17 protein-coding genes are annotated in these 13221 nt (G+C 68.5%); 6 read left to right on the forward strand and 11 right to left on the reverse strand.

Annotated features, from left to right (window positions below; all coding sequences use genetic code 11):
* Positions 1–546 (forward strand): aldehyde dehydrogenase family protein (locus tag QR77_RS00780; RefSeq protein WP_040027034.1); only part of this gene is annotated, 546 nt, incomplete at its 5' end.
* A gap of 131 nt (positions 547–677) precedes the next feature.
* On the opposite strand, the gene QR77_RS00785 is transcribed toward QR77_RS00780, so the two are convergent.
* The 3 genes from QR77_RS00785 to QR77_RS00795 form a co-directional block, all read right to left on the reverse strand.
* On the reverse strand, positions 678–1406 hold the full coding sequence (locus tag QR77_RS00785) for an SGNH/GDSL hydrolase family protein (protein WP_201778779.1): 729 nt from the start codon (positions 1404–1406) through the stop codon (positions 678–680).
* A gap of 425 nt (positions 1407–1831) precedes the next feature.
* Positions 1832–2512, reverse strand: coding sequence for a haloacid dehalogenase type II (locus tag QR77_RS00790; RefSeq protein ID WP_040019189.1), 681 nt, complete (start codon positions 2510–2512; stop codon positions 1832–1834).
* A 158-nt stretch (positions 2513–2670) separates the two neighbouring features.
* A complete protein-coding gene (locus QR77_RS00795; RefSeq protein WP_040019190.1) occupies positions 2671–3897 on the reverse strand; it encodes a cytochrome P450 in 1227 nt (408 codons plus the stop codon).
* Positions 3898–3994: 97 nt separating this feature from the next.
* On the opposite strand from QR77_RS00795, the gene QR77_RS00800 reads away from it, so the two are divergent.
* A complete protein-coding gene (locus QR77_RS00800) occupies positions 3995–4426 on the forward strand; it encodes a VOC family protein (protein WP_173476256.1) in 432 nt (143 codons plus the stop codon).
* Between the two features lie 57 nt (positions 4427–4483).
* Here the strand turns inward: QR77_RS00800 and QR77_RS00805 are convergent, their stop codons facing one another.
* Positions 4484–5356 carry an alpha/beta fold hydrolase gene (locus QR77_RS00805; RefSeq protein ID WP_040019192.1) on the reverse strand — a complete coding sequence of 291 codons (873 nt, stop codon included), beginning with the start codon at positions 5354–5356 and terminating at the stop codon, positions 4484–4486.
* Between the two features lie 156 nt (positions 5357–5512).
* Complete coding sequence (locus QR77_RS45700; protein WP_150130333.1) at positions 5513–6001, reverse strand: hypothetical protein; 489 nt, start codon at positions 5999–6001, stop codon at positions 5513–5515.
* A gap of 3 nt (positions 6002–6004) precedes the next feature.
* Between QR77_RS45700 and QR77_RS44750 the strand changes: the two genes are divergently transcribed.
* Positions 6005–6397 carry a hypothetical protein gene (locus tag QR77_RS44750; RefSeq protein WP_201778780.1) on the forward strand — a complete coding sequence of 131 codons (393 nt, stop codon included), beginning with the start codon at positions 6005–6007 and terminating at the stop codon, positions 6395–6397.
* Positions 6398–6418: 21 nt separating this feature from the next.
* On the opposite strand, the gene QR77_RS00820 is transcribed toward QR77_RS44750, so the two are convergent.
* A complete protein-coding gene (locus tag QR77_RS00820) occupies positions 6419–7009 on the reverse strand; it encodes a TetR/AcrR family transcriptional regulator (RefSeq protein WP_040019193.1) in 591 nt (196 codons plus the stop codon).
* A gap of 83 nt (positions 7010–7092) precedes the next feature.
* On the opposite strand from QR77_RS00820, the gene QR77_RS00825 reads away from it, so the two are divergent.
* A complete protein-coding gene (locus QR77_RS00825) occupies positions 7093–7890 on the forward strand; it encodes an alpha/beta hydrolase (protein ID WP_040019194.1) in 798 nt (265 codons plus the stop codon).
* 24 nt (positions 7891–7914) lie between these two features.
* Here the strand turns inward: QR77_RS00825 and QR77_RS00830 are convergent, their stop codons facing one another.
* The 4 genes from QR77_RS00830 to QR77_RS47670 form a co-directional block, all read right to left on the reverse strand.
* Positions 7915–8730: a family 1 encapsulin nanocompartment shell protein gene (locus tag QR77_RS00830; RefSeq protein ID WP_040019195.1), complete on the reverse strand. Its 816-nt coding sequence runs from the start codon at positions 8728–8730 to the stop codon at positions 7915–7917.
* Positions 8727–9812 (reverse strand): Dyp-type peroxidase, encoded by a 1086-nt coding sequence (locus QR77_RS00835; RefSeq protein WP_040027037.1) that lies wholly within the window; start codon positions 9810–9812, stop codon positions 8727–8729. The genes QR77_RS00830 and QR77_RS00835 overlap by 4 nt, the downstream gene beginning before the upstream one ends.
* Positions 9813–10052: 240 nt before the next feature.
* Positions 10053–10577: a hypothetical protein gene (locus tag QR77_RS00840; RefSeq protein WP_040019198.1), complete on the reverse strand. Its 525-nt coding sequence runs from the start codon at positions 10575–10577 to the stop codon at positions 10053–10055.
* Entirely contained in the window at positions 10574–10972 is a 399-nt protein-coding gene (locus QR77_RS47670) for a hypothetical protein (RefSeq protein WP_063797977.1), read from the reverse strand. Before QR77_RS47670 ends, QR77_RS00840 begins: the two co-directional genes overlap by 4 nt.
* Before the next feature lie 118 nt (positions 10973–11090).
* Here QR77_RS47670 and QR77_RS00850 point away from each other — a divergent pair, with 118 nt between their 5' ends.
* Positions 11091–11543 carry a MarR family transcriptional regulator gene (locus QR77_RS00850; RefSeq protein ID WP_052488430.1) on the forward strand — a complete coding sequence of 151 codons (453 nt, stop codon included), beginning with the start codon at positions 11091–11093 and terminating at the stop codon, positions 11541–11543.
* A gap of 8 nt (positions 11544–11551) precedes the next feature.
* Here the strand turns inward: QR77_RS00850 and QR77_RS00855 are convergent, their stop codons facing one another.
* Positions 11552–12214: a TetR/AcrR family transcriptional regulator gene (locus QR77_RS00855; RefSeq protein WP_040019200.1), complete on the reverse strand. Its 663-nt coding sequence runs from the start codon at positions 12212–12214 to the stop codon at positions 11552–11554.
* Between the two features lie 255 nt (positions 12215–12469).
* On the opposite strand from QR77_RS00855, the gene QR77_RS00860 reads away from it, so the two are divergent.
* The coding region (locus tag QR77_RS00860; RefSeq protein ID WP_063797979.1) for an oxidoreductase at positions 12470–13221 on the forward strand (752 nt) is incomplete at its 3' end.

Below are 13221 nucleotides of genomic sequence, written 5' to 3' on the forward strand. Positions count from 1 at the left end.
GAACGGTACGTCGCGAAGGTCCGCTCACTGCCCGTCGGCGACCCCCACGACGCCACCACCGTCATCGGCCCGCTCATCAACCAGCGGCAGTCCGACAACCTGAGCCGGCTGGTCGAGCAGGGCATCGAAGACGGAGCGAATCCACTGCTGCGCGGTCCGGCCGACGGAACACTCTTCTCACCGGTCGTGCTCGCCGACGTCACCACCGGGATGCGCATCGCTCAGGCCGAACTCTTCGGCCCCGTCGTGTGCTTGATGCGGTTCGACACCGAGGACGAGGCGGTCGCCATGGCCAACGACACGCCCTTCGGGCTCAGCGGAGCCGTACACACCCGGGACCTCGACCATGGAGCCGAACTGGCGAAGCGGCTGGACACCGGCATGGTGCACATCAACGACACGTCCATCGACGATCAGCCGCTGGTCGCTTTCGGCGGCACGAAGAACTCCGGCTACGGCCGGCTCAACGGCGAGTGGAGTCTGCACGAGTTCACCACCCACCAGTGGATCTCATTGAACCGCGGCCGCCGGCAGTACCCCTACTGACCTGCTGCCGCCCGCGCCTGCGCGGGCGGCAGCGGCCGTGAATGCCAACTCCCGGACGGCGGAGCTCAGTCCGCCGTCCGGGAGTTGGAGTCACTCTCCTGACGTGCGCCAGGAGTCGGGGCTGTGGGGTATCAGATCCAGGGACCGGTGGTCAGGGTCTGGTACCAGCGGTCGCCCATCTTGGAGTAGCCCGTCGCCGAGGGATGCACCCCGTCCGACGAGATGTCGGCCGTGGTCAGGGCCGAGTGCATGTCGACGAAGTGGACATGCTTGCCCTTCGCCGCCCACTGGCTGACGATCCCCGGGACCGCGGCGTTGTACGGCTTGGCCCTGGTCTCGACGCCCGGGTTGACGAACGGCACGATGTTGGAGATGAACACCTCGGCCGTCGGCGCGTTCGCGGTGATGTGGTCGATCAGCGTGGACAGCCGGGCGGGCGCGCCGGCGACGTCGTAGTTCTGCGTGATGTCGTTGGTGCCGATGTGCAGCAGGATCGTCTGCGGCTTGTACGTCGCGAGCCACCCCGCGATCTGCGCGTCGAGTTGCTCGATGCGCCAGCCCGGGTGTCCCTCGTGGTCCAGGTCGCCGAGTTGTGCGGGGCCGCCCTTCTGCGATCCCACGAAGTCGTCCTGGCGGTGGTCGGTCGTGGCGCGCTGCCACAGCCGGGTACGGTAGGCGCCCGCGATGTTGGATCCCGCGGTGATGGAGTCACCCAGCGGCATCAGCCGCACCGCCGCGGCGGGGGCCGCCGAGGCCGTGGGGGCGAAGAGGCAGAGCAGCGCGGCACAGGCGGCCAGCCAGACGGTGAGCAAGGTCAGCATCGGGCGTCGTACATGCCTGGACGGAGACAGTAACTGCACGTGAACTCCTTGTGTGGGGAACCGCGCCGGGGCGGGGTCACTGCGTGCGGGCGGGCCGCCGTACCAGCGAACGGGCGCCGGTGTGGACGGAGTTGGCGTCGTTTCCGGGGACGGGGAGGACCGGGGAAAACCTGACCGGAGACCTGTGGCCCATGTGTGCGCCCGCCGTGGTGGTGTCGCGGGCGCGGCCTGTGTGGGGAGACGGGTACGGGCGCATGGGCATCGGTTCCGATCGTGTGGCACCCATCTCGGATGGTGTGCGCATGCCAACTAGGCGCTATGTAAATCCATACGTTTTCCTTTCGTCAACGCTTCTGACAGAATCCGCCGTTTCCTAGGTGCTGACGATTCGGATCATCACACCTGACCAGAGCGCAGAAAGCGCTCTCTGGCGCGACGAGTGCAAAAAGACTTACTGCCCACTTCTAGTGTTTGGTCATGTCGATCTCGATGATGCGTTCGACGGCTCCCGTGATGTCCGCTTCGATGATGTCGGGCTGGGGGCCGATCGGGCTGAGCACCTGCCCGGGCCTCGCGACGAACGCCGCCCGGCACCCCGCGTGGAGGGCGCCCGTGATGTCCCAGGAGTGCGCGGCCACCAGCCGCACGTCCGCCGGGGCGACCCCGAAGGCGTCCGCCACGCTGAGGTAGGGCTCCGGGGCGGGCTTCAGCCGGCGCACCGCGTCTGCGGAGATCACCCGGTCGAACAGGTCCCGGACACCGGCGTTCGTCAGTTGCGCCTCGGCGACCCTCGCGACCGAGTTGGTCAGCGCGACCACTTTCACGTCCTCGGCCCCGAGCTTGCCCAGAGCTTCGGGAACCTCCGGATAACAGGGCAACGAACTCATCCGTCCGACGATGTTCTCGACGGACTCCTCGGTCAGCGGAATTCCCTCGCGCAGTCCGAGCATGCGCAAAGCGCCCCGCTGAGCCGAGCTGAAGTCCACATACGATCCGGAAAGGCCTCCGACAAAGGACAACTGCAGCATGGTGCTGAACCACTGCGTGCGGAAGGTCACGGACCCGAACAACTGACGGAACGGCTCGTCCAGTGTGCGCAGATCGAGCAATGTCTCGTTGACATCGAAGGCGACCACTTTGGTCATGACCGTACCTTTCCCTGTGAAGTGATGAAGACAGCCGATTCTGCGGACACAACACCGCTGCCGCAAGGCGTGGTTGCCATGCGTCACACTTACGTCAGACATTCCGCCGGTCCGCCGCCGTGTGCCGTGTGCCCTATGCCCTATGCCGACCTGTGCGGTTACTCAGCCTGGAGGCGCACCTTCAGGGAGCGGTGGCCGTTTCCGAGAATGCTGGGCACAGGCTCGAGTTCCGTCAGGGGCATGGCAAGCCGGATGTGCGGGAAGCGGTCGAAGAGGCCCGACAGGGCCGTGACGCCCTCGGCTCGTGCCAGTGGCGCGCCGAGGCAGTAGTGAACGCCATGGCCGAATGCCATATGGGACTTGTTCTCCCGGGTGACATCGAATTGGGCCGCGCTCTCCCCATGAATCCTGGGATGGTTGCTCGCCGCACCGAACGAGGGAAGAATCGCGTCGCCCTTACGTATGGTCTCTCCGCCGGACACCTCGATGTCTTCGACCGCGTACCGCATCGGCATGTGGCTGACCGGCGCGGCGAATCGCAGCGCCTCCTCGACCACGTCGTCCCAGGTCGCCCGTCCTTCCCGTACGTGGGCGAGCTGCGCGGGATCGGCCAGGAGCGCGGTGACGGCGGAGTCGATGAGGTTGACCGTCGTCTCGTATCCGGCCGCGACGACCAGCAGCAGGGTGTCGATGAGCTCTCGCTCGGTCAACGCCGTTCCGTCACCCTCGTCGTCGCGCGCGGCGATCAGCACGCTGGTGAGATCGTCACCGGGGACGGCGCGCTTCGCCCGTATGTGCTCTTCCAGCATCGCGTAGACGTCCGCCGTGCTGGCGGTCGCCTCTTCGGGGGTGGAGGTGGTGTCCCAGATCCTGTCGATCGTGGACCGGAACCTGGTCCGCATCGCCTCCGGGACACCCAGCAGATCGCTGATGACCCGGATGGGCAACTGAACGGCGAAGGCGTCCCTGAGGTCGACGATCTCTTCCGCCCGGCGGGCCAGCTCGTCGAGGAGATCTTCGGTGTTCTGCTCGACGGACGGCATGAGCGACGTCATGCGGCGAAGAGCGAAAGCGGGGCTGACCAGACGGCGCAGGCGCCGGTGGTCAGGACCGTATGCGGTGAACATGTTGTCCACCGCCACTTGCAGGTAGAGAGGCCACTTTCCGACGATCTCGCCCGCGATGAACCGGGGCCAGTGCTGCCGCGGGTCCTTCGACACCCGGGGGTCGGTCAGAAGCCGCGCCAGCAGTTCCGGATCGCCCACGGCCCACGCCTGCTCGCCGAGAATATCGACGAGTACCGGCCCCTCCGCGCTGTGCAGTTCGGCCTCTTCCTCCGTGCGGCGCCGAGCCGTGGGATCGAGGACGAAGGGGTTCTTGGACATGGGGCTCCTTGGATTCCTTGGACGGCATGCAGAATCGAGAATGCCGACAGCGACGCGCCGAGTGGCATACGGCGAGATTCTGAGCCAGAGTTGCTGTGTGGATTATCTACTTGAAGTGATGACTGTTCCGGTGAGCGATGTCGACCGGTCGCTGGATTTCTACACTCAGCAGGCCGGTTTCGGATTGGACGTCGATTACCGTCCTGCCGACAATTTCCGCGTCGTACAATTGACGCCGCCGGGTTCCTCCTGCTCGGTACAGATCGGCGTGGGCCTCACCGATGCCGAGCCAGGCTCTGCCCGCGGACTGTGCCTGGTGGTGCGGGACATCGAGACCGCGCGAGCCGAACTGGCCCGGCACGGTGTCGAGATCGGCGACATCCGCCACAAGTCACCCATTGACGAGTGGAAGGGCGGCTGGGCCGCCGGAGTGGATCCGGAGCACACGGACTACGCCAGCTTCGTGGACTTCTCAGACCCTGACGGAAATCTGTGGACGGTGCAGCAACGCGGATTCCGTACGCCGTGACTCGGCCGCAAGTGTCCTAGCGCATCGGTTTCCGCTCGTCCGTCGCACCTGTGGCAGCTATGCCTTGAGATCGGCCTTGTCGAGGAAAGAGCCGATGATTTCGCCGACCTCCTCGCCGGCGCTTTCGAGGAGGAAGTGACCACCGTCAATGAGGTGGACCTCGGCCTCGGGCAGGTCTTCGATGAAGGCGTCCGCCCCGGCGGGACCGAAGATCGGGTCGTTCTTGCCCCAGGCAGCGAGGAACGGCGGCCTGTGTTCACGGAAGTAGGCGTGGACGCGCGGATAGAGGGGCGGATTGGTGGCGTAGTCGCGGAACAGCGCGAGCTGGACGAGGTCGTTGCCGGGCCGGGAGACCAGGTTGTAGTCGTGGTTCCAGGTGTCAGGGCTGACGAGTGTCTCGTCGGGGACACCCGTGACGTACTGCCACTTGATGGCCTCCAGCGTGAGTGCCGTACGAACGGCGGCTTCGGTCTCGGGGGTCTGCGCGCGCTGGTAGTCCCACACGGTCGTCCAGAAGCTCTCGACGAACCCGCTGTCGTACGCGTTGCCGTTCTGGCTGACGATCGCGGTGATCGCCCCGGGATCGTTCAGGGCCAGGCGCCATCCGATGGGGGCTCCGTAGTCCTGGACGTAGAGCGCGTAGCGGGTGACGCCGAGTTGGTCGAGCAGCCCCTTGGTCAGATCGGTCAGCGCGTCGAAGGTGTAGTCGAACCGGTCGGCGGCCGGGGCGTCGGACAGGCCGAAGCCGAGGTGGTCCGGGGCGATCACCCGATACCCGTCGGCCAGCATCGGGATCAGATCGCGGAACATGAACGAGCTGGTCGGAAACCCGTGCAGGAGCACGAGTGCCGGGGCGTCGGCCGGCCCTGCCTCCCGGTAGAAGATCTGCTGCCCTCGCACGGTCGCGTAGCGGTGATGAACGACGCTCATGGCCAACCCCCTTGGTTGCTTTCGGTGGTGCGACTCAACCATGAGGTCACTAACCTGTCAAATGAAAGTTAAGGGTTAGTTTGAAGCGGTCGGTCGGCTACGGCGAGGGGGCGGCCGCGATCGCGGTCGGCAGATCGTGGCCGCCGCCGAATTCGCCTACGCGGAGGCCGACTTGACGATCATCTTTCCGGTGTTGCCGCCGCACAGCAGGGACAGGAACGCCTCCACGATCGATGCGAAGCCCTCCACAACCGTCTCGTCCCGCGCCGGCCGGTCGCTGAGCAGGTGGGGCACCGCGAAGGCGTACAACTCTTCCCGCACCTCGGTGTGGTCGCGGACCAGGAATCCCTCCATGCGCAGGCTTTGCCGACCTGTTGTGTCGGATACGCCGCCCTGGCCGCCGAGCCTGTGCTGCCCACCAGCCGCCCGGCGCCCAGCAGGCGCCCGAAGCGGCGATGGCGGTACCGACACCGCCCGCCGCGCCCGGCCGCCGGAGACGAACAGGGCGTCGCACTCGCGCAGTTGGCCGATGCGGATGAACGCGACGTACGCCGTCAGGCCCGTACCGCCGAGCAGGCTCAGATGCGCGGACAGCGGAATGCCCGGCAGATCGGAAAGCAGGTGTGCCTCTTCGGGGCGGATCACCGCGTGGGTGCACCGGCCTCGGCGGTGAAAGGCCAACGCGCCCTCGGGGAGGGCCGGTTCGCGGGAAGCGACCACGCGGCCGCCGCCCTCCGCGCACTTCTCGGCGAGGACGCGCGCGCTCTGCGCGCGGCGACCGGGGCGAGGGATGTACACACCACCATCGGGCCGGCCGCCTGCGGGATCAGGGGGCTCGGCCCGGCGTGCGTGCGGGCGGCCGCCCGGACCGACACCTTGTTCTGCGAAGTGACGCCGCCCGTCGAACTGCCCGAACCGGTCGCGTCGTTCCGCTCGGCCGACCGCTCCCCCGTAGTGGCCGCGTTCCTCGACACGACCCGGGAACTGTGTGCGACGGTCGGGAAATCCCTCGACCTGCCCCCGGGAGCGGCGAGGCTCTGACACACTCCGAGCCCGGGAAAATCACCGGGGCCAGGCAGCCAGCGCCGTGGTGATGATCGTGTGCAGCCGCTCTCTGCTCACACCGTTGTTCGCCTGGTTCGACAGGCCTTGCCAGAGCGTCTGCACCCAGTCGGTCAGCGCGCCCGCGTCGGTGTCCCCGGGCAGGAGCCCCCCGGCGACGTCGGCCTCGATGCGTTCGCTGAGGATCCGCGCGTGGGCCTCCTGCTGGGTGCGCAGCGCCTCCCGGACGTCGATGGTGTCCGAGCCTCCGGTCATGGCGGCGCTCACGGTCAGACAACCGGTCGGCCGGTCCGCGTCCGTGAACTCGTCGGCGGTCGTACGGAGCAGCCGCTCAACCGCCTCCCGCGCGGTCGGCTCCGCCACCGCCTCGATGTGGAGAGTCGTGTAGCGCTGCGCGTACCCCATGACGGCCTCACGGAACAGCGTCTTCTTGTCGCCGAAGGCCGCGTAGAGGCTGGAGGGAGAGATCCCCATCGCCTCGGTCAGATCGGCGAGCGAGGTGCCGTCGTAGCCCCGGGTCCAGAACAGGTTCGTGGCCGCCACCAGCGCCCGCTCCCGGTCAAAGGCCCTCGGCCTGCCTCGTGTGCGCACACCAGGATGCTACTGGACCTCGGTCGGCGGGGCGGGCTAAGCTCATTTCGGGAACGATCACTACGGAAATGAGGGAGCCGGGTATGGAGTCGCGGACGATCGAACGGGACGGGGTTCGCCTGCACGGGCTGTGGCGGCCGGGGAAGGGAGTTCCGGTCGTCGTGGTACCCGGGGCGATGGCCGACGCCGAGGCGTTCCGGCCCGTGGTCGAAGCCATGGACCTGCCCCATCCGGTGCTGGTGCTCGACCGGCGGGGACGGGCGCCCAGCGGCGACCTCGGGCCTGGGTACGGGATCGACACCGAGGTGGCGGACCTGCTGGCATGGGTCGCCGAGTTCGGACAGACCCGGCTCGCCGGGTGGAGTTACGGCGGCACGATCGCGCTGGAGGCGGCCGCGCGGACCGGTGCCGACGGATCTGCGTCGGGACCGGTGGTGGGACCGGTGGTCGCGTACGAGCCGGTGCTCCCGCCGTTCGGGATGGCCGCCCTGCCGTCGCTCCGCGAGGCGGACCCCGACCGTGCGGTCGAGATCGTGAACATCGACATCTCGCGGTCTCCACGGGAGCGGCTCGAAGCGCTACGGGCGTCGCCGGCGTGGAAGACGCTCCGCCTCCTGGCGATACCGCTGGCGGCGGAACTGACCGCGATCAACGCCTTCCACCCCGACCCGGCCAAGTGGTCCCGCGTAAGGGCGGAACTGATCCTGGGAGAGCACAATCAGGACGCCGAACCGTACGGGTCCGCGTTCAACCGGGTCGTGGACCTCCTTCCGCGATCCCGCACCACCCTGCTGGCACATCAGGGCCACCTCGCCCACGCCGAAGACCCGGTGGCACTCGGCCGGTTGATGGCTGAGCTGCTCGCCCCGGCCGGCCGATAGGCGCCCCCCTTCCGGCGCGACCGGTCAAGCGCCGGGCCTGGGCGGCGGGTTGAACGCCACGATGGCTTCCGTCGTGTAGACGAGGAACGTGAATGTCTCCTGGAAGTAGAGGCGGACACCGGTGTCGTCGTGGGACAGGTAGCCGATCGACACGTCCTGGCCGAGGCGCAGTTCGAAGTCACCGCCCCGGCTGGAGAGCAGAAAGGCCCCGTCGATGGCCGGAGCCCAGATGATGTCGCCGTCCAGGACACGGGCCAAGTGCTCACGGATCGGGTAGCCGTGGTCGGAGGTCTCGGTCACCGCCGTGTAGGCGTCGGCGCTCATCGCCAGCGTGTAGGCACCGTCGACGCCGGCCAGCCGGAGCGCGGAGGCGGCCTGGCTGACGGCGTCCGGATAGTCACGGACGTCCGTGGGCAGGGTGAGTGCCGGGTTCGACGCGCTCGCACGGATGCCCTCGATGCCGGCGGCCGGGTAGCCCTCGAAGATCGCGCGGTCCTCGGCGAAGGCGAGCCGGCGGGCCGCGTCCTTGACGGGCTGCCAGTCCGGGTCCTTGGCGCCGCGCTCGACATCGTCCACCTGCCTGCGGTCGACGGTGAACGGTACGCGCAGTTCGATGACGGGCTGCGAACGGCGTACGTGCGCCTCGATATGCGCCGCGGGCGGCTCGATGGCGTCCAGATGGCCGGTCGGGACGGCGGACAGTTCCGGCCCGGCGGGCGCGGGCATGTCGACGATCCGGCGGCCGGCCACGTGCCGGGTGAACGTACGGCGCGCCTCCTCCTCCAGGTCGGCCCAGGCCTCGGAGGAGATGGGGGCCAGTTCGCGGTGCAGGTTGTTCACGAGGTGGTACTCCTCTTCAGGTCGCCGATCCCGAGGGAACCGTCTCCGGGGATCAAGGGGGTCAGGTTCTCGTCGTGCGCCGCCGGCTCGGGAATCGCGGTCCGGGGCAGGGTCTCGTCCGCGACGCCGGCACCGTTCGTGGAGGCCGGGGGGTCCGGGAGATCGTCGAGGAAGTCCGCCGTCGGCGCGAAGAACAGAGTGCCGGTGACGGCCGTGGAGAAGTCCAGGATGCGGTCGTGACTCACCGGCGGTACGCCGAGGAACATGTTGCGCAGCATCTGCTCGGTGACGTCCGGCGTACGCGAGTAGCCGATGAAGTACGTCCCGAACTCGCCCCTCCCCGGGCTTCCGAACGGCATGTTGTCACGGAGGATCTTGCGTTCCGTGCCGTCGGGGTCGGTGATGGTGTTCAGGGTCACGTGGGAGGCGTCTTCGTCCAGTTCGACATTGGTCGCCTTCCGGCGGCCGATCACTTTCTCCTGCGCCTCGACGGGGAGGGCGTCCCATCCGTTCAGGTCGTGCAGGTACTTCTGGACGATGACATAGCTGCCGCCCGCGAAGTCGGCGTCCTCCTCGCCGATGAGTACCGCGGCGCCCGCGGCGTTCCCGACGGGGTTCTCCGTGCCGTCGACAAAGCCGAGGAGGTCACGGAAGTCCATGTGCTTGAAGCCCTGCACCTCGTCCTGGACGGTGACGAAGGGCCGCAGCCGGTCCATGATCTCGGCTGCCAGCCGGAAACACAGGTCGGAGCGGGTGGCCCGGATGTGGAACAGCAGATCTCCCGGTGTCGCCACCGCGCGGTGTTTGGGGCCTGCGATCTCGCGGAATGGGTGCAGCTCGGCGGGGCGCGGCCCGTCGAAGAGGCGGTCCCAGGCCTCCGAGCCGACCGAGGCCACGCAGCTCAGCTTCCCCTCGGGAGAGCCGAATCCGACCGCCCGCTGAAGCCCCGCCAGGTCTTCCAGCAGATCCCGTACGGCGGACTCGCCTCCGCGGTCGACGGTCACGACCAGGAAACTGGCAGCCGTCGTCAGGGGACTGAGGACCGGCTGTGGTTCGGCGACCTGGGAAGAATCGTCTGTCAATCCGCTCTCCTCCTTCGTGCGTGCGGTTGCACGGTCCGGGCCCTCGGCCACGCGGTCCGGAACGTGCGGCCGGCACTGCCCGATCTTGTGCCTGTCCACCATCGTCCAGATGACGCGGCAGTTGTCGGCGGGCGCGCCGGTCCGGCACGTATCCGCTTCGGCGCGTATCCGCTTCGGCGTGGGCTGCTCGGCGGGGCGCTCCGGTCGCCCTGGTCGCCGCGGTCGCTGTGCCGTTCGCCCTCAGACGCCCGTCGTCGAGCCGGGGCGCACGATCATCAGGACGACCACCACGGACCAGATCAGCGCGAAGACCCCGGACGCCATGCCCAGCCTGGCCAGACCGCTCGCCACCACGCCACCCGCCGCTGCCGGCGCCGCCGCCGGGAGGGTCGCCGCGCTCTCCCCCGGCATCCGCTCGACGCGCAGTACGGTCATGGCAGCCACCTGTCCCGGGAGCAGCACCAGGGCGAGCAGCAGTGCGGCGGCCAGGGTCAGCGCCATCGAGACGATCAGCCACGTATCGCCGAGCACGCCCATTCCGGCCGCCGTGGCGACGCCGAACACCGGTACCGACAGGCCCAGTACGGCGTACACCCTGCTGATCCTGTGCAGCAGTTCGACCGCCGAGGTGTCGGCGCCGTTCGGGCGGCCGCGGTGTTCGAGGGCCAGCCGCGCGTAGCGGGGAAACAGACTGGTCGCGATCGTCACCGGGCCGATGAAGATGATCGCGCCCAGTATGTGTACGGACAACAGCAGCGCGTTCACGGTCGCGGCCCCTGACTCCGTGCCGTCACCGGGAGTTCGGCTCCCGGGAAGTTCGCGGCGACGCGGTCCGCCATGACGACTCCGTCCACATCAGGTAGCGGATGTCCGCTGTCCAGCGGGGATCGGGGCGCACGCAGAGCGAGCAGGCCACCCACCCCGGGAACCACACACAGCCACCGGGCCCGGCGCGACAGTCCGGCGCTGAAGCCGATCGCGATCGTCGCGAGGTACGCCGTTCCGTGCAGCGGCCCGACCAGCGAGGCGAGCCCCGCGTATCCCATCGTCAGCCGGTTGCCGACCAGCACCACCAGGGACACCGTCTCGAACAGCGAGACCCCGCGCAGCCACCGCGGATTTCCCGACACCGCGTTCGACCACTTCTCGTCCTGATCCATCGTCCACACGTCCTCTCCCACGAGGGCCGAATTTCTATCAGCTTGACTGTAACCCAAGCTGATAGATGGCCTCCAGAGACCTCGGGTCCCTTGATCGAGTTGTGCGAAGATGACAGACATGGCAGATGCAGACGAGCCGACGACGCCGGACTCCCTCACACTTCTGCTGGTGACCGCCGGACGGGTGCTGAGCCGCCGGCTCGAAGACGAACTCGCCGCGCTGGACCTCACCTTGCGGCACTACGGCGCGCTGGGGCATCTGTCACACCGGCCGGATCTGTCCTACTCCGACCTCGCCCGCCGGGCCGGCATCACCACCCAGAGCATGCACGCCACGGTGCGCGCGCTGGAGGAGCGCGGTGCCGTACGGCGGAGCCTGCCCGGCCACGGCCATGCGGCCCGCCTGGAGATCACCGACCACGGGCGGGAACTGCTCGCCGCGGTCAGCGAGGCCGCGGCGGGTCTCGACCAGCAACTGCTGGCCCACCTCACCGAGGAACAGCGCAGTGGGCTGCGCGCGGGCCTGCTCGCGCTCGCGCCGCCGTCGACCCAGCGGCCTGGCGGCCGGTAAGCGCGAGGTCAGGCGATTCCCGACGCGTCTTCGAGCAGTTCGTGCTGGAGCGCGCGTGCCAGCCACTGCTGAAAGGCGCTGTGACTCCAGCCGCGCGCACGGACCAGACGGTGATGGACGCCGGGGTCGTTGTAGATGGTGATGACGTCCGCGGCCTGGTCGGCGGTGAGGGAGTCCCCGAGGGCGTCGGCGGCCTGGAGAAGCTCAACAATGCGCCGCGCCCCGTTCAGGCGCTGCTGCTGGATGTCCTGCCACAGTCGCGCCGCGTCCGGTTCGCTGTCGGCGGCCACCCGTACCACTTCGTAGAGGGCGGAGACCCTGGCCATGGCATCGGCGAGGATGCCCGCGTAACGGGCGACTATCTGTGAGCCCTCGGTGAGGCTCCGCATCTGCCGGGAGGCGGGGCGCTCCGCGAGGGAGAGCGGCTCGTCGTCTCCGACGATGGCTTGGTCGTAGGCCGTCTTGAGCAGGGTGAGTTTGCCGCCCGCGGCGGTGAAGACGGTGGAGCGGCTGACGCCGGCAGCCTCCGCGATCGCGTCGATCGACGTGGCCGTGTAGCCCCGAGCCGAGAACAGTTCGGCCGCCGAGGCAAGCACTACTCGCCGGGTTTCCGCGGCGTGCCGGGTTCGGATGTCCGACCGGTAGGCCCTGGTTTTCGGGGGCTCGCTCATCGCTCTCCTCTCCCCCATCTGCCCGAGCACGGTGCCGTGTGTGTCATCCGGCCGCCGGGCCTGAAGTCGCGAACCCAGTCTCGCATCTCGCGGGGTCGAAACGTCGGGCGGCCCTGGAGGCCCGGGAGGGGGCTCGCCCGGGGGCTCAGGCGCATCGTCGATTTGGTCAGACTCCCAGTATGATGTTTTATGATTCATGTAATGCCGGGGAGGGACGGACCCTCGTCGGCGCCTTTCCTCTGGAGGTCTGACCTCATGTACATCCCCACACCGTCCCTGCCCGAGGAGTACGCCGGACGCCGCGTACTGATCACCGGCGGGTCACGCGGCGTAGGCGCCGCCACCGCTCAGCGTCTTCTCGACGCCGGTGCCACAGTCGTCACCAGCGCGCGCAATCGCTCGGAGGACACTCCGAACGGCTCGACGTTCATCGCGGCCGACCTGCGCACCGCGGCAGGCGCGCGGGAGCTGGTCGAAAAAGCCCTGGAGAGCCTCGGCGGTCTCGATGTCCTCGTGAACAACGCGGGCGCGTCCCGCGCTCACTTCGGCGAGATCCCCGACGAGGAGTGGGAGGACTCCCTGGCGATCAACTTCCTCTCGGCCGTACGGGTCACCAACCCGGCCCTCACGGCCCTCAAGGAGGCGGAGCGTGGCTCGATCATCAATGTGACGACCGGCATCACGCGTAATCCCCCCGCCCCCTTGATGCACTACGGCGCCGCCAAGGCCGCGCTGGAAAGCTGGTCGAAGGGGCTGGCGACACAGCTCGCACCGTCCGGTGTCCGGGTCAACACCGTGACGCTCGGCATGGTCGACACCCCCGGCGGCAGTGAGGTCCTGGAGACCGTCGTCGGAGCGATGGGAGGCAGCGCCGAAAAGGCATACGCGAGCGTGCCCCTCGGGCGCGGCGGCGACGCCCGGGACGTCGCCGAGCTCATCGCCTTCCTCGCCTCCGACCGGGCACAGTGGATCGCCGGAGCGAACATCGCCGCCAACGGCGGCGCCTG

Source organism: Streptomyces sp. 150FB (genome assembly GCF_000818195.1).
Taxonomy (GTDB): Bacteria; Actinomycetota; Actinomycetes; order Streptomycetales; family Streptomycetaceae; genus Streptomyces.